This window comes from Hydrogenivirga caldilitoris (assembly GCF_003664005.1).
Taxonomy (GTDB): domain Bacteria; phylum Aquificota; class Aquificia; order Aquificales; family Aquificaceae; genus Hydrogenivirga; species Hydrogenivirga caldilitoris.
The window spans coordinates 494,439-513,823 of the sequence record NZ_RCCJ01000001.1 but is presented as its reverse complement, the minus strand read 5'-3'; the positions used below and the strand labels follow the sequence as shown (position 1 = coordinate 513,823).

Below are 19,385 nucleotides of genomic sequence, written 5' to 3'. Positions count from 1 at the left end.
CTAAAACCCTAAAAGTGCCTTCAGGTCTGCTATCGTTGAGTTGTATACGTACACCGAGTCAAGGTAAGAAAGTCTCGCCTCCTCATAAGCTTTTCTCGCATCAAGGAGTTCAACCTGGGAACCTACACCTTCCCTGTACCTCTCAGTTGCGTTTCTCAAAGACTCTTCGGAGGCAAGGAGCGTATCCTCTCGGGCAAGGAGCTCTTCTTCAAGGGCTTTAAGCTGGGATAGAAGAGAGTCCAGTTGGTTGAGGAGCTCTCTCTTCCTGAATTCAATTTCCTCCCTAACCTTCATCTCCTCTAATTTCTCCTGCATAACTCTCGCACTCCTCTTCTGACCATCGTATATGGTAAAGTCAAGGCTCACACCGAGGTTGTAGCCTTTCCTTACTTCTTCCTGTATGCTTCCGTTCTTAAAGTCCTTTATGTTCTCCACGTTATAGTTGGCAAAGAGGGAGAGCTTGGGATAGTAATCAGCTTTTTTGAGCTCCACATTTTCCCTCTGAACTTTCAAAGTCTTCTCAAGGACGAGCAAGCTCGTGTTGTTCTTTATCAGGGTTTCTCGCGGGTCTTCAATTTTAAGGGTGCCCTTACCGAAGGTACCTTCCACGGTGATGTCCTCGTCCACGCCTATAAGGTTCTTCAGGGAGTTGAGGGAAACCGTGTAGTCGCTCTTTGCCCTTATAAGGTCAGCCCTTGCCTGTCTTAGTTGGGCTCTTGCCCTGAGGAACTCATACTTAGGTACTATCCCTTCCTTGTACTTTTCCTCAACGAGTTTAAAGTAGTTTTCCCAGTAAGTAAGGGACTCCTCCTTTTCTTTAAGAACCTCCCGCTTTAAGAGAACCGCCCAGTAAAGTTTTTCTACCTCAGCCTTCAAACTTGTCTTTACGTCTTTAATCACCGCCTCCTGAAGCTCCCTGCTCCTCTTGGCAAGCCTAAGGGCATCCCACACGCTCTTGTCAAATATCGGCTGGTTCAGTGAAAGGGTCAGAATATACTTGTTTTCAGGCACAAAGGAGGATATATAGTTTGGGTCCCATCTTGTATAGCGAGCGGAGAAAGAAACCGTTGGCAGTACGCTTCCTTTGACCTCCCTTATCCTCTCTTCAACCTTCTTCAGGTCAAGTTCAGATTTTATACTTTCAATGTTTCTCTTCAGGGCTAACTGAACGGCTTCTTCTAAGGTTATGGAGTAAGAGAATGTAAAGAGGAAAAGGAGGAGAAGGACTCTCATTTTTCCTTTACCCTCACACCTTCCTTCAGGAACATAAGGTTTTCAACTATAAGCTTCTCTCCCTCCTTTATCTGCCCAAGAATCGCTGACTTACCATCTTCATGCCCGACCACGTTAACGGGAAGGCGGACCGCTCTTGAATCCCTCACCACCCAAAGGAATGTCTGTTCCTGGAAGAGCTGAACAGCCTGTTCCGGTATCAGGAAAGCTTTAACCTTCTTGTATCCAAAACTCACCACCCCGTACATTCCAGGCTTGAGCTTTCCGTAAGTGTTCTTAACTTTGGCTTTCACAGTTAACAGTCTGTTTTCATCTACGGAGGGGGAGATGTATTCAACTTCTGCCTCTAATTCCCCACTGCCAAGCTTGATATGCACTGGAGAGCCAAGCTTTAAGGAAGGAGCCACCTCCTGGGGAACCTTAAACACAAATCTGAGAGGATCTGGCTTCACCACCTCATAACATACCGAAGAAGGTCCTACAAGGTCACCAACGCTTACAAGCCTTCTCACAACGTACCCATCAAAGGGGGCTTTCAACTCGGTTCTCTGGAGGTCTATTCTCCTCTTCTCAAGAGAAGCCTTTAGACTTTCTATCTTTGCCTTGAGCGTTAAAAGGTTAGTCTGGGATTCTTCAAACTCCTCTTTACTTATAAGCTCCTTCTCGTATAGTCTCTTTCTTCTTTCATAAACCTTGAGCTGGTTCTGGTAGTTTTCCTGGGCTTCCCTCAAGTTCCAAAGAGCTTCTTCATAAAGGGCTCTGTAATCCTTGTCCTCTATCTTTAGCATAAGATCGCCCCTTTTTACCCAGCTACCCTCCTCTACAAGTATCCTTACCACCTTCCCACTGACCAGAGGCTTGACCTGGGTCGTTTCAACAGCCTCTAAGTATCCATTGGTTTCGTATCTGAGTGTGTAGTCAACGGGATTGAGCTCTACGGTCTTCACCTCAAACACTCTTTCTGCGGGTGCTTTCTTAGACTCTTTGGGGCTTCCGCAGGAGAGTATAAAGGTAAAAGCCACCAAAACCACAAGTAATGACTGACCAGTCATACGGTATATTATAATACTTCTCATGTACAAGTTTTTTATAAACAGACCGGTAACCACCTTCATGTTTATGCTCACCTTCATAATACTCGGCATATACGCTTACAAAAACATTCCCGTTGATAGGTTTCCCGATGTTGATTTTCCCGTGGTGAGTATAAGCACAACCTACGAGGGAGCTAACCCATACGTGGTGGACACGGTAGTCACGAGGGAGATAGAGGAGGAGCTTGCCTCCATAAGCGGTGTAGACTCAATAATAGCTCAGAGTTACACCGGCGTTTCCCGCATAAGCGTAGTTTTTGACCTGGGGAAAGATATTGACGTAGCCGCTCAGGAAGTCAGGGATGCGGTTCAGAGAGCTTACAGAAGAATGCCCGAGGGGGTTGACCCACCGGTTGTGAGGAAGCTGAACACCTCCATGGCTCCCATAATGGCCGTCCTCGTTCATGGAGACGTGGATTACGGCGTAATATCCTACTTCGCTGACAAGGTCGTAAAGAGGGAGTTTGAAAGGGTCAGGGGTGTTGCAGAGGTTCACTTAGGAGGGTTCAGGGACAGGGTCATGTGGATAAGGATTGACCCGGAGAGGCTCCACTCCAGAAATTTAACCGTAACCGATGTTATAGAGGTCTTCAGAAAGAACAACGTAGAAACCCCGGCTGGGAGTATATACAGCAAAAATAGAGAGTACGTGCTCAGGATAATAGGAAAGTTCAAGAACGCAGAGGAGATAAACAACCTGATTCTAAGGGACGGGGTAAGGCTCAGGGATGTTGGGCATGCCGAGTTCTCCTACGACGAGCTCAGGAACGCTGTTAGGTTTAACCTAAAGTCAGCCGTTGCCCTCATAGTTTACAAGGAGAGCAAGACCAACACCGTTCAGGCTGCGGAGGGGGTGATAAGGAAGATAGAGGAGCTCAGGAAGGTAGCTCCGGCGGGTGTAAACATAGATATAAACTACGACGCCTCAGTTTTCATAAAGAGGAGCGTTGCGGACGCAACCCACGAGATAGTTATAGGTAGTCTCCTCACCGCCCTTGTGGTTTTCCTCTTCTTGGGGAGCGTAAGGTTCACCCTTATACCTGTTTCCGCCATACCTATATCAATCTTAGGAGCTATATTCGTCCTCTATCTCACGGGTAACTCTCTGAACACACTCTCCCTTCTCGCCCTCGCCGTCGCGGTTGGAATAGTCATTGACGATGCTATAGTTGTTCTTGAGAGCATATACAGAAGGAACGAGGAGGGTCTTAAGGGAAAAGAGGCTGCAACCGTGGGGACGAGGATAGTGGTCTTTGCCCTCCTCTCTTCTACCGCCTCCCTTATAGTTATATTCCTCCCCATACTCTTCCTTAAAGGTCCGGTAGGTGTCTTCTTCGGAGTTTTCAGCTTCACCCTGATAACCTCCATAGCTATCTCCTTTCTGGTATCGGTCTCATTCACTCCCATGCTCTCCGCAAGACTTGTCAGCGTTGGTAAGAAGAACGTATTCATGAGGGCTTACGATAGGTTTGAGAGAATCTTTGACGTTGCCCTCAGGTGGTCGCTCAACCACAAGCTGATAGTCCTTGTTCTCTCCTTCGCCACCGTTGCGGGAGGTCTCCAGCTCGCAAAAATTACCAAGAAGGAGTTCTTCCCGGTGGTTGACGAGGGGAGGTTCATAATAAGGTTTGAAACCCCTCTGGGCTCTTCTTTTGAATTCACAAACCGGAAAGCACGGGAGATAGAGAAGGTTCTTATGTCAAACCCTTACGTTCTCAGGTACGGAATGGCTGTGGGTGAGGGACTCGTGAGCCCTACAGTGAACGGGGGTATGTTCTTCGTTACCCTCAAGGACAGGAGTGTTAGACCTCACCAGAAGGTAGTTATGAACATGCTGAGGGACGAATTGAGGAAGATAAAGGATGTTAGAGCCTCCGTTGAGGTTCCATCGGTAGTGGGGGCGAGGGGAGGAAGGCAGACGGACATACAGTATGTGGTAAGGGGTGAATCCCTTGAAGAGCTCGGAAGGATAGCGGATAACCTCACTTCCTTCCTCAGGGAAAAGGGAGGCTACGCGGACATAGACACAGACATAAGGATAAACCAGCCAGAGATAAAGATAAGGATAGACAGGGACAAATTGAGAGATTTGGGACTTAACGTTGAGGATATAGGAAACACCTTAACAGCTCTTTTTGGAAAGTTTTGGGTGGGAACTTACGAACTAGGTTCAGAGAGCTATGATACTTACGTTAAAGCCGAAGAAAGCTTCCTGAAGACCTATGAGAACCTTAAAAAGGTTTTCGTAAGAGGAAAAAAGGGAGATCTTATTCCTATAACTTCCGTTATAGAGTACGAGCTCGGTCCAGGATATACGGTCATAAACAGGTATAACAGACAGTATTCCTTTATACTCTTTGCAAACCTCAGGGACAAATCCCTCGGAGAGGCGGTTTCAGAGATAGAGGGTTTTTTAAGGGACAGGCTCCCTCCCGGATACACCTTTGAACCTACCGGACAGACAAAGGAGTTCCAGAGAGCCTTTGCAGGTCTTGCCCTCGCCCTCATAATAGCGGTTGCAGGAGTTTATATGATACTTGCATCTCTGTTTGAGAGCCTTGTCCACCCCTTCACGGTTATGCTCACCTTACCCTTAGCCATATCGGGGGTCTTCGGTCTCATATACATCACGGGCGGAAGTTTGAATCTGCCCTCTTACTTCGGTGTGATCCTATTGATAGGTCTGGTGGCAAGGGATTCAGTCCTGTTCATAGAAAGGATAGTTCAGCTCCGTAAGGAGGGAGAAACTGTCAGAGATGCGATAATGAAGGCAAGAAAAGAGAGACTTCGTCCTATACTTATGACAACACTGACGATAATGTTTGCTTTACTCCCGGTAGCCCTTGGAATAACAGAAGGTGCAGAGTTGAGGCAGCCCCTTGCGGTTGCTGTGATAGGGGGTCTCACAACAGCCCTACCGCTGAGCCTTTTCGTGATACCGGTTGTGTATGAATTCTTTGAAGGTATAAGGTTTAGGTTTAGAAGGACTTAATTTCCCCCGCAGTCAGTTTCATGCCAGTAGCGATTTAGCAGCTTAACCCTTCTTCCATTACGAACCAGTTCAACGGTTGCTCTCTCCTCCTCTTCGTAGCACGCTGTACCTCCGTTCACATAATACTCAAAACCCTTGAGGGAGTAATTTCCAAGTTTCCATTCCTCCTCATAAGCCCACCCCGAGAGAGTTTCATAGCTGCCTGTCTGTATGTGGTAAGGTTCTATCCTTTTCCCTTCCAGGCGCCGGGCTTTAATCCCTTTAACTTCAAGGATCAGAGGGTCTCTCCCATCGGGGGAGTTGTCGTAAAAGAGAAGAAAGGAAAGTTCAGGGCAGTTCACCTTCAGCGTACCCCGATTACCTGTAGGGTCATCAACAATCAGGCAGGAGTCAGCCCTTCTCTCCTCAACAAGCACAGAGCAAGAGAAGAGTACGAGGAGGGAGAGCGCCAAGATGACCTTAATCAGCATACTCTTTAAATATATGTTCTACACTCTTGTATAATTGCCCTTAACGGAGGGAAAGATATGTGGAGAGTTATATATACAGGGCAGCGACCCCAGAATGAGAACATAGCTCTTGACCAGGTTATGCTTGAGCTAAAAGCAGAAGGTAAAATACCAAACACCATAAGATTCCTCCAGTTCAAGCCCGAGTGTGTTCTCATAGGATACCATCAAGCCATAGAGCAGGAGGTGAGGGAGGAGTACACGAAAAGGGAGGGTATAGAGGTAGGTAGGAGGATAACGGGAGGAGGAGCCATATACTTTGACGAGACCCAGATAGGCTGGGAAATAATAGCTGATAGGAGAGACTTTGGGGAACTCAGTTACGAGCATATTACGGAGAAGATATGCAAGGCTGCCGCAAAAGCTCTCAACAAGCTCGGTGTCAAAGCAGAATTCAGACCAAGGAACGATATAGAGGTTGAAGGTAAAAAGATTTCGGGAACGGGTGGTGTCTTTGAGGGCAATGCCTTCCTCTATCAGGGAACGGTTCTGGTTGACTTCAATGTGGAGAGAATGCTCAAATCTCTACAGATACCAGTTGAAAAGCTTACTTCAAAGGGCATTAAGGCAGCAGAGGACAGGGTAACGTGGCTTAAAAGAGAGCTTGGAAGGATACCAGAAAAGGAGGAGGTCTTCCAGGCTTTCCTTCAAGCCTTTAAGGAAGAATTTGGGATAGAAGCCCAATGGGGGGAACTCACGGAAGAAGAGAAAAGGCTTTTAGAGGAGAAGAAGGACTACTTCAAGAGCGATGAATGGATATATCACGTAAAGCGTGCACCCGAAAGCTCAGAAGTCCTTTTCGGTATATACAGGTGTCCAGGAGGGACCTTCAGGGTTTCGGCAAAGGTGGACAGCGATAGGAAGTTGCTCCAGCAGGTGGTTATTAACGGGGACCTCTTCATAAACCCTAAAAGGCTCATATACGACTTGGAAGCCTATTTGAAACATACACCCGTCCAGGACGTAGAAAAGAGGATAAGGGAATTCTTTGAGAAAAACAGGTTTGAGAGTGTAAACCTTACGGTTGATGACTTTGTTGAAGCCGTTATGTTCCCTTTGAGGAAGTTGGAAGCCCAAGACCTCGGTATTGAAAAAAAAAGTCTGAACAAGGTGATAGGTAGTATAGGGGGTGGTCTGAAGGACAACATTAAGAAGGCGAAGGTTATGCTTCTCCCATACTGCGCAAAGCCTGCATGGTGTGACTACAGGCACACAGATGATTGTGGTGAGTGTGGTGGGTGTACAGTTGGAGACCTGTACCGCATGGCTTACGAGAGGGGCATGATACCTATAACCATAACAAGCTTTGAAATGCTTCGGGATACCCTTCAGTGGTGTGCCGAAAACGGATACACCTATATAGGGCACTGTTGCTATGAGTTCTACGAGAAGAGATATGAAATATTCAGGAAGGCTAAAGACTGGGGAGCCAACGGAGTACTTATAGACATAATAGGAACAACCTGTTACGACCTTGGTGTTGAGGAGGAGGAAAAGGCTTACCACGGAGAGTTTCAGGTTGAGCTTGACCTCTTCGTGGAAGATTCCCAGAAGATTCTGTCCCTGAAAGAGAAAGTTGAAGAGCATGATGAGAGACAGAAGAGGGAAAGACCTCAACCGGCTGAGCCCCTGAGAGATTTCATACCCGAGTACTACAAAATCCCAAAAGCTGTTTCCGGACCTGAGGAGGACAGGACAAGACTTCCGATAGTTAAGGAAAAGGATAAGAACGTTGGCTTCATAAACGGGGAGAAGGTTAGGTATGAGGAAGCCTTTAGGGAGGCTGTGAAGCTCCTAATGAAAGCTGAGAGACCCACGATAATAGTTGGACCGTTGGTTCTTTGGAGATGGAGTGAGGAAACCGAGAGAAAGGCAGAACTCGTAAAGAAGCTAAAGGAGTTGTTTCCCAACCTCAACGTTCACGTCCTTCCCGACTACAGACCCAAGAATAAGAACTTTGACCCGTCAAGGGAAATAGACCCTCCAAATCCTCATATCTCAATCCTGCATGGAAATCACGACCTCACCCTGATGATCGGAGTTCACTGTTACAGGACGGACTTCGTGATAAGACTCTTAAAAAAGCATACCGACACCAAGATAGTTACCCTATGTAACCTTTATGGGCATCCCGATGCGGACGTTTCCCTGAGCGGCATAAACGCAGAGAAGTTGGAAGAATTCGTTAATTATCCCAGTATGTTAAATACCTTATAAATGACGAAGGCTGTAACCCAAGCGGCGATGAAGCTGTATCCGAGGAACAGGGTGGCTCTTAGCTTACCTATCTCACGAACCATAACAGCATAGGTTCCCAGGCACGAGGTGTATATAAGGATAAATACCATAAAAGACATGGCTGAAGCTGGTGTGAAGTCCTTCCTTATAAGCTCTCTGAGGGTATCGCTTTCTTCCTCATCAACCTGAAGGGAGGTGATGCTAAAGGTGAGAACAGAGCTCACCGCATCCTTCAGAGCTGTTCCCAAACCTGTGACTTGACTTTTCAGAGCTTCCCAGAGGTCAAAGGTTTTCTCCTTCTTCTCACCGCCTTCTGAAGCTGTGTATATTGTGCCCATGGAACTTAAAACTATCTCCCTCGCAAGAAATGCGGGGATAAGAGAGGTAGTCGCCTTCCAGTCGCTTATACCTATGGGTTCAAAAACAGGAACTATTGCCCTGCCTACTGACCCTGCGATGCTTTCTGAAGGGTTCTTTACACCCGGCGGTAAGTTAAGGAGTAGCCATATCACTATAGAGGCACCGAATATTAAGGTCCCCGCCCTGTAAAGAAAGTCTTTCACGTGAACTAACACTATAGTTAAAACGGACCTCAGGGAGGGAAGTCTGTAGGGTGGAAGTTCCATAACGAAGTGGGAAAGAGTCTCTCTATAAACGGTCTTTCTCAGGAGAAAACCGGTCAAAAGGGCAACAAATATACCGAGCATGTACAGAAAGGTTATAACGAGGGCTGGGTGGTCTTTAAAGAATATAGAGGCAAAGAAGGCAAAGACAACAAGCCTTGCTGGGCAGCTCATAAAGGGAATCATCATTATTACAAGGAGCTTATCCCTCGTTGATTCCATAGTTCTCGTGGCTATTATCGCCGGGACGTTACACCCAAAGCCGAGTATCAGGGGAATTACGCTCTTCCCGTGAAGTCCTATCCTGTGCATAAACCTGTCCATGAGGAAGGCTACCCTCGGAATGTAGCCCGACATCTCAAGGAAGGTTATAAATAAGTAGAGGACGGCTATAAGAGGGACAAAGGTTAAGACGAAGCCGACGCCACCAACCACCGCTTCTGAGAAAAAGCGGAGGAACCACTCCGGTAGATGGAGAGTCTTCATAATGGAAAAAGTAAGAGGCGCTAAGAAGTTGTTTATGAAACCGTCTATCCAGTCTACAAAAGGGGACGAGAAGTCAAAGGCAAGTTTGAAGGTTATGTAGATAACTGCCACAAACACTAAAAACCCCAGATAGGGATGAAGAACCACTCTGTCTATGCTGTCGGTTATATCCTTAGCCGAAACTCCTCTTTTCTTAACGACCTCCGCAAAGAGACCGTGGGCAAAGGCGTACCTTTCATCGTTGACCAGGTCGTAAACCTTCTTTCCTGTCCTATTCTCAAGCTCCCTCCTCAGTTCGGAAAACTTTTCCCCGTTCAAGAGGAGCTTTATAAGCTCGTATTTGTTTACCTCCTTATTTTCTAAGGAGTCATATACCCTCTTAAGCGCTTCTTCAAGCTCAGGAGTGTAGGTCACAGGTTTTGGACTGAGCTTTTTCTCATAGGTCTCAACTATGGCTGGGAGTATATCCTTAGTACCTAAACCGGTTCTTCCTATGGTTTTTATAGCCTTTACATTCAAAAGCTCCTCAATCCTTTTTTCATCAACTTCAATGCCGAGCTTGTTAGCTTCATCTATCATGTTCAGAACCACAACCGTTGGGATTCCAAATTCCAGAAGTTCCGTGGTTAGGAGAAGGTTTCTCTCAATGTTTGGGGTTTCCAGTATGTTAAGTATCACATCGGGCTTTTCTTCTTCAAGGAAACGAACTGCTATCCTCTCATCTTCCGAGATGGGTTCAAGGGTGTATATCCCTGGGAGGTCAACCAGGTAAATTTCGTAGTCCCCAAACTTCACGACAGCCTCTTTCTTCTCAACCGTAACTCCGGGCCAGTTCCCCACCTTTAAGGAAGTCCCGGCTATCTGGTTCAGAATCGTCGTTTTCCCCACGTTGGGGTTTCCAGCTATGGCAACCTTTATCCTCTTCATATCCTGACCTCAAAAGGAGAGCTTAATACCGGCAAGGAGACCATAGTCCACAAAGGAACTGTGTCTCGTTAGCGTTTTGTGAAAACCTAAGGCTATATCCCTGTTCTTCCAGTGATATACCATTCCCAAAAGGGCGTGGGTGTCAAGGGTATTCACTTCCCTGTCCTCCGGAGTAAGAACCTTCAGCTCCAATCCGTAAGACAGTATATTTCCGTACTCCCTGAAGACCCCTAATGTAGCTCCGTAAGAGTCCCTGAGCTCCTCCACATGACCCGACTTTATATAGACCAGGTTAATGCCGTAGGTCGTTCCCATGTGAGTGGTCTCCGCAATCAGGTTTACGTTCCCGGTTGTTCTGCCGTAGCCTATACCCTCTTTCCCGGTATCAAAGTTCACCTGAAGGAGATAACCAAGCCTTAGCCTTTTCTGATAGGGAATATGCTTTATGTAAAATCCCACGTCATTCAGCCCCTCTGTCTTTTCTCCGTCATAAAATTTGCTGTAAGGCACAAACACCGCAAGGTCAAGGTTAGGAGCCAGACCCATCGCTATCTGGAATATGTAGTCCTGGTGATAAGTTCCGTCGTAGTATCTGAAGTAGGTGAAGTTGTTTTCAAGTTCAAAACCGAAGGTTCTTCCGATAGTCCCTGCATCCTCAGTCGTGAAGGGAAAGTAAGCGAGGGAAAGGGTTGGGATAAGTAAAAGTAATACAGGATTGAGATAAAATCTCAAAATTTTCAGTCGGGATAGAGTGTGAGGCATTACCTTTCAAGCCACTTCTATGAACCGGGCTAAATCTCTGTCTATTATGAGCCTTGAGTTGTTAAGGCGGAGGAGATAAACCCTGCCATTCTTGAGTAGGAGCCTTGCTCTCTTTCCCTCTTTGAGTCCCATAGCGTAGAGTTTTCTCACTATCGGGTTTTCCCTGTCCCTTATGGATTTTATCGTGAACTCCTGACCTAGCTGGACCGTCTCCATGTCCATTCTTCCCGACCTCCTTTTGCTGATATTAAGATACAATCTCAAAATCGCCCTGTCAAGGAGGAAAGAATCACTCCATCATGTAGCCAAAGGTTCTCACGAGCTCCGGTCTCTTCCTCCAGTCGGGCTTCACCTTCACCCAGAGTTCTAAATATACCTTCCTGTTGGTTATGAGCTCAAGCTCTTCCCTTGCGAGCTTCCCTATCTGCTTTAGTCTCTGCCCTTTCTTCCCGATTATTATCGGCTTGAGATTCTCCCTGTCCACGATTATCTCTCCCTTTATTACAAGGACGTTGGGGTCTGCATCTCCCGGCTTTATCTCCGTTATCACGACCGCAACAGCCGTGGGAACCTCCTCCCTAGTGAGGAGCATGACCTTCTCCCTGACTATCTCGGCGGCTAAGAGTCTTAATGGAAGGTCGGTTATCATGTCCTCTGGGAAGAGAGGTTCCCCTTCGGGGAGGTATTTGAGTACGGTCTTTTCAAGTTCGTCCAAGTTCGCCCCTTTGAGAGCGCTGATGGGAACTATCTCTTTAAACTCAGGATGTTTCTTGTGGAGTTCCTCTATAAGGGGCAGGACGTTTTTGGCTGGACCTACCCTGTCTACCTTGTTTATCACGAGGATAATGGGTTTCTCTTCGGCGAGGGGCTTTACGTAATTCTGAAAGACCTCCTCGTCCCGCTTCCTCCACCCCTCCTCGGCATCTATCATGAAGAGGATAACGTCCGCATCTTCAAGGCTCTGGCGGGCAAGCTGGTTCATAGCCTTTATGAGAACGTCGGAATCTTTTGAATGGTAAACACCTGGCGTGTCAAGAAAGACTATCTGGGCTGTCTCCGGGATGTTCTTCACCCCAAGAACTCTTATTCTGGTAGTCCCGGGTTTGGGTGTAACTATTGAGACCTTTCTACCCAGCAGGTTGTTCAGCAGGGTGGACTTTCCAACGTTGGGCTTACCCACTATCGCAACGTAACCGACTTTCATAAGCTCTTAGCCTCCTTTATAAAACTCTCAACCTTAATTTTATCCTTAACTCCCAGCTCAAGCTCAACGCCCGATGAAACATCAACGGCATAGGGTCTAACCTTAAGAACAGCTTCCTTTACATTTTCCGTCTTTAATCCCCCAGACAGGAAGAGTCTGAAACCTTTTCTGGCAACTGCCTTAGCCAACTCCCAGTTAAAAACCTTCCCTGTCCCTCCATAAGCCTTCTCGGAATAGGTATCCAGGAGAACACCGTGTGCCTCTTTCCAAACTTCTTCTATATCTGGCGGTTTTTTTCCCACCCTGAAAGCCTTTATAACCCTTTCTATTCCACACTTATAAGCGAATCCGGGTTCTTCCTCCCCATGGAGTTGAACCAGGTCAAACCCTTCTTCAAAGGCAGAAAAAACCTCTTCAAGGGTTGGGTTTACAAAGACGGCGACCTTTACAGCCCCCTCCGAAGCTCGTAGTATCTCCTTTCTATCTTCAGGTAGGACGAAACGTGGACTTTTGGGATAGAGTATAACCCCCACGTAGTCAGCACCCATTCTAACCGCAAACTCCGCATCCTCTGGTCTGGTTATACCGCATATCTTTACCTTTACCATCGGGAGTAATCTAACACCTCTTTAAGGCTCTCTCAAGCATCCTGACCATCCCCTCGTAGTGGGTTCCCTTCCAGAAGAGAGCTCCACATTTGGGGCACAGGGTGAAATCGTAAGCTGTATCGTAAGCTTTTGGAGGGATTCGCTCTTTAACCTCCTCTTTCTTAACGGGCACAAGCTTGGCTCCACAGTAAGCGCATATGTCAAGCTTCAACTTGGGTTCAAGACCAAAGTGCTTTACCACCATACAGAGCTGTAACTCCCAGTCATAACGGGGAACGGTGAGATACCTGATATTGGCTCTCTTTAAGGTTTTTTCCCACCTCTTGGAGGTGGTTATGAAAACTCTGTCCTGGTTTTTTGCAAGCTCCTCCTTCCTTATGGGACCCTCAATCACCCTTACATCATGACCGAGAAACCTTAACCATTTAGCCAGCTTTGCAAGGTTGCTCTCTAAAAGAAACTTCATGCTATTTTTTAAGATAATGGTCAGAGATCACGGAAAGACTGCTTTAATTTACGGGGGGAAGGAGATAAGTTATGCAGAACTTATAGAACACATAGGCTCTTTTGCAAATCTAATAGACTCTTTACCGGATGAAAGGGTTCTTATAATATCGGAAAACAGACCTGAGTGGGTCTACTCCCTCTACGCCATTTGGAGGAGGGGTTCAATAGCGGTCCCGGTTGATTTCATGTCAACGCCGGAAGAAGTCTCCTACATAATAACCGATGCAAAACCCAAGATCGCCCTGTGTTCAAACCAGACAAAGGAAGTTCTTGAAGATGCAATTGCGCTTGCACAGGCTAAGCTTACGGTTATAAATTACGATGAGGTTGCGTTACCCAAACCATATGAAAGATTCTTCCATAGGGATATTGAGGATATAGCTCTACTTCTCTATACTTCCGGAACGACGGGAGCTCCGAAGGGAGTTATGCTCACCTTCAGAAACCTTTTCTCCAACATAGAGGGTGTTGCGGAAACAGGAATAGCTACAAAGGAAGATTCAACGCTCGCCATTCTACCCTTTCATCATTCTTACCCCCTTATGGTAACCCTTTTAGTGCCACTTCACATAGGAGCTACGGTGGTTTTCCTTGATAAGCTTACGCCAGAAGATATCCTGGAAAAACTCCAGAGATACGGTATAACTATATTAGTTGGAGTTCCAAGACTTTATGTCCTATTTCACAAGAGGATTAAGGAGAAACTGGAAGAGAACCTCTTTGTGAAGCTTCTCTTCAAGGCGATGGAAAGAGTAAAACTCCAGCCTGTTCGCAGGAGAGTATTCTCCAAGGTTCACCAGGTATTCGGAGGGAAGGTTAAGTATATGGTAAGCGGAGGGGCTAAATTAGACCTTCAGGTAGCAGAGGACTTCACAACCCTTGGTTTCACCGTTATAGAAGGCTACGGGCTTACCGAGACCTCACCGATAGTTACCTTTAACCCCCCGGACAGGCTAAAACTTGGTTCCGTGGGTTTACCCATAAAAGGCGTTCAAATCAGACTCGCAGAAGATGGAGAGGTTCTCGTAAAAGGACCCAACGTTATGAAGGGCTATTGGAACAAGCCCAGGGAAACTGAGGAGGTTATAAAGAACGGCTGGTTATACACCGGCGACCTGGGGGAGATGGATGAAGAGGGTTACCTCTACATAAAGGGTAGGAAGAAGGAGCTGATAGTGCTTGGAACAGGAAAGAACATTCAACCCGAGGAGCTTGAGAATCTGATACTTAGAAGCTCAGACCTTATAAAGGAAGTGGGCATCCTTGATAGGGAAGGGAAACTACATGCCCTCATATACCCAGACCTGGAGAAGGTCAAGGCTAAGGGGATTGTAAACCTTGAAGAAACCATAAAGTGGGAAGTGATTGACCCTATTAACCGACAACTCCCGGATTGGAAGAGGATAGTAGGGTTCAGACTGTCCCCGACAGAACTACCCAAGACAAGGTTAGGGAAGCTAAGGAGGTTTATGTTACCAGAACTCTACGAGAAAGCTCTTGAAAAACCGAAGACCCAGGAGGACATGAGTGTATTTACAAGTCCCGAAGGTGAGTTGATAAAGAGGTACCTGGAGAAGGAAACAGGAAAAACGGTGTTGCCGTCGCACCATATAGAGCTTGACCTCGGTCTTGATTCCCTGGGAAAGGTTGAGCTTCTTAGTTTCCTGGAGAGGTCCTTCGGTGTGAGCATAAGCGAGGAGGAGCTTTCAAAACACAGCACGGTAAAAGAGCTTATAAACCTCGTTAAAGACAGGAAGGAGCACGTTGAGATAAGAGAGGTGAGTTGGAAGGAAATACTACAGGAAACGCCAGGTTACGAACTGAAAGACTATCCCTTTATATTCAGACTGGGAAGAGCCATACTGAATTTATTCTTCAAGCTCTACAACAGGATTGAGGTAGAGGGACTGGAAAACTTGCCGAAACCACCTTTCATCCTCGCTCCCAATCACGCCAGTTACTTAGACGCCTTTGTCCTCGCCTCGGTCCTTCCCGGTGGAGTCGCCGAAAACACCTACTTCCTTGGCGAGGAGGTCTACTTCAGAAATCCGGTTGCTAGGCTCTTCGGCAATCTTGCCCACGTCATAACTGTCAACATAAACAGAGACCTGAAGAATTCCCTTAGAAAGGTCGCTTACGCCCTTAAAGAGGGTAAGGTTGTGGTTATATTCCCAGAGGGAGCCCGCACACGCACGGGAGAGCTTATGGAGTTCAAGAAGGGGGTAGCCATACTGAGCAGGGAGCTCAACATACCCATAGTACCCGTGGGGCTTCAAGGCACGTACGATGCCTGGTCTATATACGATAAGCTCCCTAAGCCTAAAAAGATAAAGGTTAGGGTAGGAAAACCCCTATATCCTGATGAAAAAAGCTATGAAGAACTCACAGAGGAACTTAGAGAAGAGGTAGGGAAGCTCTTAAGGGAGTGAAAGGCAGTTGCAGGTGAAAATGAGACTAACTATATTATTTTGCAATGAGTGTCAATCTCAGAGAGATAAAGAGGGAGTTCACCAAGTTCTTGAAACGTAACAATATGAAGGTGACCCAGAGCAGGTTAAACCTTATTGACCTCATAGCGGGTTACGGCAAACACTTTGAAGTGGAAGAGCTGGTAAACTGGATAGCAAGTAAGTCCGATAGGAGCGTATCCCGCTCTACCATATACAGAACTATAAAGCTCCTTCAGGAGTTTGGAGTCATAAAAGAGGTCATAAAGCTAAACAACCGTACCATATACGAGTTCGTTGCGGGAAAGGCTCACCATGACCACCTGGTATGTGTTGAGTGCGGAAAGATAATAGAGTTCGTTAACGAGGATATAGAAAAGCTCCAGGACGAGGTTTGTGAGGATTACAACTTCCAGCCCATGCATCACAGACTGGAAATATTCGGTGTATGTTCTGAATGTAGCAAAAGTGGAGTAACATAGATACATGCTCTATAAAAGGCGCGTCCAGTTTTACGATACAGACGCACAGGGTATAGTGCACCACTCCAACTACTTCCGCTACTTTGAGGAAGCAAGGGGAGAGTTTCTCAGAAGTCTGGGTTTGCCTTATAAAACAGTAAGAGAGAAGGGATACGAGGTTGTTCTTTTAGAAGCTTGCTGTAATTTCAAGAAACCTCTACTTTACGATGAGCTTGTTGAGATAGAGCTGTCTCTTGAGGAGCTTGATAGGTTTACCTTCAGTTTCGTATATTTGGTGTCTGTTGGGGGAGAGTTAAGGGCAGAGGGAAGAACGAAACACTGCATGGTAAAGGGAGGGAAAATAGTTTCCGTTCCGCAGGAAATAAAGGATAAATTACTTACCGAGATAAAGGCATGAGGGCTATACTGCTGCTTGCCTTTTTAACCCTGGAGGTGGTTACCATGGGATTAGCACTGGCTCAGGAGCTGTATATAAGAGACCTCCCCAACGGAGGGAAACTCATAGTCAAGCCGAGGGATGATACCTCCGCTGTTGCCCTGCACGTCTGGTTCAGGGTAGGCTCCATATACGAGAAATACGATGAAAAGGGGATGGCTCACTTCCTTGAACACATGCTTTTCAACGGTTCAGAAAAGTACCCGTACGGCGAGGTGGACAAGATAATTGAAAGCCTTGGAGGGAATATAAACGCTGGAACATCAAAGGACTTCACCTATTACCACATAGAGATAGCGGCACCTTACTGGAGGGAAGCCCTTGAGGTTCTTTACCAGATAACCCTAAAGGCTTTATTAGACGAAAAGATGATTGAGAAAGAGAAGGAGATAGTTATAGAGGAACTTCGTAGGGGTAAGGACAACCCTTCTACTGTTCTCTGGGAAACTTTTGAGAAGACAGCATACAAAGTTTCACCCTATAGATTTCCTGTTATAGGTTTTGAAAACACGATAAGGAACTTTACCAGGGATATGCTCCTCAGGTTTTACAGGGATTTTTATCAGCCACGGAACATGGCAGTTATCGTGGTAGGTAACGTAAATCCAGAGGAGGTTGAGAGGGAGGTTACTAGAACCTTTGGAAGAGAGGAGGGCAGACCAGTACCAAAGGTTCAGATACCCAACGAACCCGAACAGATTGGGGCAAGGTTTGAGAAGCTTGAAGACCCAAGGGTTGAAAAAGCTTACTGGATAATCGGTTGGAGAGTTCCTCCTATCGGAAAAACTGATTACTATGGACTCGTAGTTCTTGATGAAATTCTGGGAAGTGGAAGAACGTCTGTATTGTACAGAGAGCTCAGGGAAAAAGGTCTCGTCTATTCCTACTTCGCAGGAGACTTAGGGAGACCGAGGGACAATATGTACGTCATAAGCGCTACCTTTGACCCGGATAAGTACGAAGAGGTGAAGGAAAAAGTGCTCAAACTCCTTGAGGAAGTTTATAAAAGCCTTACAGAGAAGCAGGTGGAAAGTGCAAAGCAAAAAATTATAAGCTCCAGAATATTTGAGGAGGAGAAGGTTGAGGGTGAAGCTTATGACATAGGCTACTCTTATACGGTTATCAGAGATATTGACTTCTATCGTTTCTTTGAGAAAAATGTAGGTAGGGTAAGGAAGGTTGACGTGATGAAGGTTTACGAGAAATACCTTAGCAAGGGAGACTATGTAGAAGTTCTCATGCTCCCCAAGGGAGGCTCAAGATGAAACTCTTACTCTTCCTAATTGTGACTTCCCTGTTTCTGAATGGATGTGCTCTGATGGTGGGTGCCGCTGCGGGAGGAGCTGCGGGCTATTACGCTGGAGAAAAGGGCTATAAGGTCAAAGTTGAAAAGGAAAGGGATTAAAATATACAGCTATGAGAAAGATAACCATTATTTCACTTGCTCTATCCTGTGCCCTCTTTCTGAGCTCCTGTGTTGAGCTTGCTCTTTTAGGTGCGGGCGTAGTTGCTGGAGGCGCGGCAGGATACTACGCAGGCAAAGAGGGTTACAAGGTTAAGGTAGAAAAGGAACAGAAGTGACCAGGTTACTTATACTCCTATTTGCCATTGTGGGTTTTGCGGTTGGAGGTTCTAACGTGGTTGAAAAAACTTTGCCTAATGGTGTAACCCTCATAGTTAAGGAGACCAAAGGTAAGGGTATAGTTTCTGCTGTTATATTCTTTAAGGGTGGACAGTACGGGGAAAAGTTAAAGGGGGAAACTCACCTACTACTCACCTTACTTATCAAAGGTTCTAAGAACTATCCCTCCTCTTATGACGTGTCCCTTCCCTTTGAAAGCCAGGGTGGATATATATACACCTCCTCCGGCGATGATTTCTCAGAGCTTGGTTTCTCAACAAGGGCAGAGAAACTGGAAGAAGCTCTCAAGGTTGTCAGGGACGTAATAGAAAACCCCCTATTAAAAGAGGAAGATATAGAGAGGGAAAAGAAGAATACCCTGGTCGCTATACGCTCTAAAAGGGAAAGGGGAATGGAGTTTGCCATGGAACATATGCGGAAACTAACTTACAGAGGAACACCTTATGAAACAACCCCATTGGGAACCGAGGAGAGTGTTTCAGCGGTTAGCAGAGAGGACCTCTTAAGAAGGCTGGAGGAACTGAGAAAGGGAGGCAATATAGTTGTAAGCCTTGTAGGTGATATACATAAAGGTAAGGCTCTGAAACTACTTGAAGAGACCTTTTATAACCTGAAACCCGGAGTTATGAGCATAGAGGAAAAGGACAACCCTATAACTAAGGAGGAGGTAGTAAGGGTTAAAAGGGAGGGGACTCAGGCAACTATTCTCTGTGCATTGAATGCACCTCAGAAGGGAACGGCAGACTATTACAGCTTTAAGGTTCTTACCAGCGCCCTTGGGGATGGCATGACCTCAAAACTCTTTGTGGAGTTAAGGGAAAAGAAGGGATACGCCTACGCAACTTACGCCTTTTACCCGACGAAGTTATCGTCACCCAGGCTGTTCGCATACATAGGGACTTCTCCTGAGAAAAAGGAGAACGCCCTTGAAGACCTTTTAAGGGTAGTGAGAAACCCCAAACTTACCGAGGAAGATATAGAGCTTGCAAAGAACAAGATAGTCGGAGATTTCCTCCTTGACCACCAGACCAGACTCAGGCAGGCATGGTATCTGGGATTTTACGAAGTCATGGGCTTGGGTTGGGAAACGGACAAGAGTTATCCAGAAAGAATCAGGAAAGTATCCCTAAAGGACGTAGAGAAGTCTGTAGAAAAATACATAAACAAATATCACTGCGTGGTGGTTGAGCCCTGA

Annotated in this window: 18 protein-coding genes; 9 read left to right on the top strand and 9 right to left on the bottom strand. The window is 46.4% G+C overall.

Features of this window, described 5'->3' with window-relative positions:
• Both BCF55_RS02820 and BCF55_RS02815 read right to left on the bottom strand, forming a co-directional pair.
• Window positions 1-1,233, bottom strand: a complete 1,233-nt coding sequence (locus BCF55_RS02820; RefSeq protein ID WP_121009702.1) for a TolC family protein — start codon at window positions 1,231-1,233, stop codon at window positions 1-3.
• The gene (locus BCF55_RS02815) at window positions 1,230-2,285 is read right to left on the bottom strand and encodes an efflux RND transporter periplasmic adaptor subunit (protein ID WP_170144734.1); all 1,056 of its coding nucleotides are present in this window, start codon (window positions 2,283-2,285) and stop codon (window positions 1,230-1,232) included. The genes BCF55_RS02820 and BCF55_RS02815 overlap by 4 nt, the downstream gene beginning before the upstream one ends.
• A gap of 22 nt (window positions 2,286-2,307) precedes the next feature.
• Between BCF55_RS02815 and BCF55_RS02810 the strand changes: the two genes are divergently transcribed.
• Window positions 2,308-5,319: an efflux RND transporter permease subunit gene (locus tag BCF55_RS02810; RefSeq protein WP_121009699.1), complete on the top strand. Its 3,012-nt coding sequence runs from the start codon at window positions 2,308-2,310 to the stop codon at window positions 5,317-5,319.
• Here BCF55_RS02810 and BCF55_RS02805 read toward each other — a convergent pair.
• Window positions 5,316-5,789: a hypothetical protein gene (locus BCF55_RS02805; RefSeq protein WP_121009696.1), complete on the bottom strand. Its 474-nt coding sequence runs from the start codon at window positions 5,787-5,789 to the stop codon at window positions 5,316-5,318. The two genes, BCF55_RS02810 and BCF55_RS02805, sit on opposite strands and share 4 nt — an antisense overlap.
• A gap of 57 nt (window positions 5,790-5,846) precedes the next feature.
• On the opposite strand from BCF55_RS02805, the gene BCF55_RS02800 reads away from it, so the two are divergent.
• On the top strand, window positions 5,847-8,045 hold the full coding sequence (locus BCF55_RS02800; protein ID WP_121009693.1) for a carbon monoxide dehydrogenase beta subunit family protein: 2,199 nt from the start codon (window positions 5,847-5,849) through the stop codon (window positions 8,043-8,045).
• On the opposite strand, the gene feoB is transcribed toward BCF55_RS02800, so the two are convergent.
• From feoB to BCF55_RS02770, 6 genes are all read right to left on the bottom strand, one after another.
• On the bottom strand, window positions 8,018-10,102 hold the full coding sequence (gene feoB, locus BCF55_RS02795) for a ferrous iron transport protein B (RefSeq protein ID WP_121009689.1): 2,085 nt from the start codon (window positions 10,100-10,102) through the stop codon (window positions 8,018-8,020). The genes BCF55_RS02800 and feoB overlap by 28 nt on opposite strands.
• 9 nt (window positions 10,103-10,111) lie before the next feature.
• The gene (locus BCF55_RS02790; RefSeq protein ID WP_121009686.1) at window positions 10,112-10,834 is read right to left on the bottom strand and encodes a hypothetical protein; all 723 of its coding nucleotides are present in this window, start codon (window positions 10,832-10,834) and stop codon (window positions 10,112-10,114) included.
• 36 nt (window positions 10,835-10,870) lie between these two features.
• Window positions 10,871-11,086: a FeoA family protein gene (locus BCF55_RS02785; RefSeq protein ID WP_121009683.1), complete on the bottom strand. Its 216-nt coding sequence runs from the start codon at window positions 11,084-11,086 to the stop codon at window positions 10,871-10,873.
• A 67-nt stretch (window positions 11,087-11,153) separates the two neighbouring features.
• Window positions 11,154-12,068: a GTPase Era gene (era, locus tag BCF55_RS02780; RefSeq protein WP_121009681.1), complete on the bottom strand. Its 915-nt coding sequence runs from the start codon at window positions 12,066-12,068 to the stop codon at window positions 11,154-11,156.
• Window positions 12,065-12,676, bottom strand: a complete 612-nt coding sequence (locus tag BCF55_RS02775; protein ID WP_121009678.1) for a phosphoribosylanthranilate isomerase — start codon at window positions 12,674-12,676, stop codon at window positions 12,065-12,067. Before BCF55_RS02775 ends, era begins: the two co-directional genes overlap by 4 nt.
• A 10-nt stretch (window positions 12,677-12,686) precedes the next feature.
• On the bottom strand, window positions 12,687-13,142 hold the full coding sequence (locus BCF55_RS02770; RefSeq protein ID WP_121009675.1) for a Mut7-C RNAse domain-containing protein: 456 nt from the start codon (window positions 13,140-13,142) through the stop codon (window positions 12,687-12,689).
• Between BCF55_RS02770 and BCF55_RS02765 the strand changes: the two genes are divergently transcribed.
• Genes BCF55_RS02765 through BCF55_RS02745 form a run of 7 tightly spaced genes read left to right on the top strand, consistent with a single transcriptional unit; the run spans window position 13,141 to window position 19,385 of the window.
• Window positions 13,141-15,612: an AMP-binding protein gene (locus tag BCF55_RS02765; RefSeq protein ID WP_245960379.1), complete on the top strand. Its 2,472-nt coding sequence runs from the start codon at window positions 13,141-13,143 to the stop codon at window positions 15,610-15,612. The two genes, BCF55_RS02770 and BCF55_RS02765, sit on opposite strands and share 2 nt — an antisense overlap.
• A gap of 44 nt (window positions 15,613-15,656) precedes the next feature.
• A complete protein-coding gene (locus BCF55_RS02760) occupies window positions 15,657-16,112 on the top strand; it encodes a Fur family transcriptional regulator (RefSeq protein ID WP_121009672.1) in 456 nt (151 codons plus the stop codon).
• A gap of 4 nt (window positions 16,113-16,116) precedes the next feature.
• Window positions 16,117-16,509 (top strand): acyl-CoA thioesterase, encoded by a 393-nt coding sequence (locus BCF55_RS02755; protein WP_121009668.1) that lies wholly within the window; start codon window positions 16,117-16,119, stop codon window positions 16,507-16,509.
• Window positions 16,506-17,813, top strand: coding sequence for a M16 family metallopeptidase (locus BCF55_RS02750; RefSeq protein ID WP_245960378.1), 1,308 nt, complete (start codon window positions 16,506-16,508; stop codon window positions 17,811-17,813). Before BCF55_RS02755 ends, BCF55_RS02750 begins: the two co-directional genes overlap by 4 nt.
• Window positions 17,810-17,953 (top strand): hypothetical protein, encoded by a 144-nt coding sequence (locus tag BCF55_RS09665; protein ID WP_170144733.1) that lies wholly within the window; start codon window positions 17,810-17,812, stop codon window positions 17,951-17,953. Before BCF55_RS02750 ends, BCF55_RS09665 begins: the two co-directional genes overlap by 4 nt.
• An 11-nt stretch (window positions 17,954-17,964) precedes the next feature.
• Window positions 17,965-18,129: a hypothetical protein gene (locus tag BCF55_RS09660; protein WP_170144732.1), complete on the top strand. Its 165-nt coding sequence runs from the start codon at window positions 17,965-17,967 to the stop codon at window positions 18,127-18,129.
• Complete coding sequence (locus BCF55_RS02745; protein ID WP_121009665.1) at window positions 18,126-19,385, top strand: M16 family metallopeptidase; 1,260 nt, start codon at window positions 18,126-18,128, stop codon at window positions 19,383-19,385. The genes BCF55_RS09660 and BCF55_RS02745 overlap by 4 nt, the downstream gene beginning before the upstream one ends.

Excerpts from the sequence above, each read along its gene's own strand:
- BCF55_RS02820 (WP_121009702.1), bottom strand. The coding sequence starts at position 1,233 with ATGAGAGTCCTTCTCCTCCTTTTCCTCTTTACATTCTCTTACTCCATA.
- BCF55_RS02815 (WP_170144734.1), bottom strand. The coding sequence starts at position 2,285 with ATGACTGGTCAGTCATTACTTGTGGTTTTGGTGGCTTTTACCTTTATA.
- BCF55_RS02810 (WP_121009699.1), top strand. The coding sequence starts at position 2,308 with ATGTACAAGTTTTTTATAAACAGACCGGTAACCACCTTCATGTTTATG.
- BCF55_RS02805 (WP_121009696.1), bottom strand. The coding sequence starts at position 5,789 with ATGCTGATTAAGGTCATCTTGGCGCTCTCCCTCCTCGTACTCTTCTCT.
- BCF55_RS02800 (WP_121009693.1), top strand. The coding sequence starts at position 5,847 with ATGTGGAGAGTTATATATACAGGGCAGCGACCCCAGAATGAGAACATA.
- feoB (WP_121009689.1), bottom strand. The coding sequence starts at position 10,102 with ATGAAGAGGATAAAGGTTGCCATAGCTGGAAACCCCAACGTGGGGAAA.
- BCF55_RS02785 (WP_121009683.1), bottom strand. The coding sequence starts at position 11,086 with ATGGACATGGAGACGGTCCAGCTAGGTCAGGAGTTCACGATAAAATCC.
- era (WP_121009681.1), bottom strand. The coding sequence starts at position 12,068 with ATGAAAGTCGGTTACGTTGCGATAGTGGGTAAGCCCAACGTTGGAAAG.
- BCF55_RS02775 (WP_121009678.1), bottom strand. The coding sequence starts at position 12,676 with ATGGTAAAGGTAAAGATATGCGGTATAACCAGACCAGAGGATGCGGAG.
- BCF55_RS02765 (WP_245960379.1), top strand. The coding sequence starts at position 13,141 with ATGCTATTTTTTAAGATAATGGTCAGAGATCACGGAAAGACTGCTTTA.
- BCF55_RS02770 (WP_121009675.1), bottom strand. The coding sequence starts at position 13,142 with ATGAAGTTTCTTTTAGAGAGCAACCTTGCAAAGCTGGCTAAATGGTTA.
- BCF55_RS02760 (WP_121009672.1), top strand. The coding sequence starts at position 15,657 with ATGAGTGTCAATCTCAGAGAGATAAAGAGGGAGTTCACCAAGTTCTTG.
- BCF55_RS02755 (WP_121009668.1), top strand. The coding sequence starts at position 16,117 with ATGCTCTATAAAAGGCGCGTCCAGTTTTACGATACAGACGCACAGGGT.
- BCF55_RS02750 (WP_245960378.1), top strand. The coding sequence starts at position 16,506 with ATGAGGGCTATACTGCTGCTTGCCTTTTTAACCCTGGAGGTGGTTACC.
- BCF55_RS09665 (WP_170144733.1), top strand. The coding sequence starts at position 17,810 with ATGAAACTCTTACTCTTCCTAATTGTGACTTCCCTGTTTCTGAATGGA.
- BCF55_RS09660 (WP_170144732.1), top strand. The coding sequence starts at position 17,965 with ATGAGAAAGATAACCATTATTTCACTTGCTCTATCCTGTGCCCTCTTT.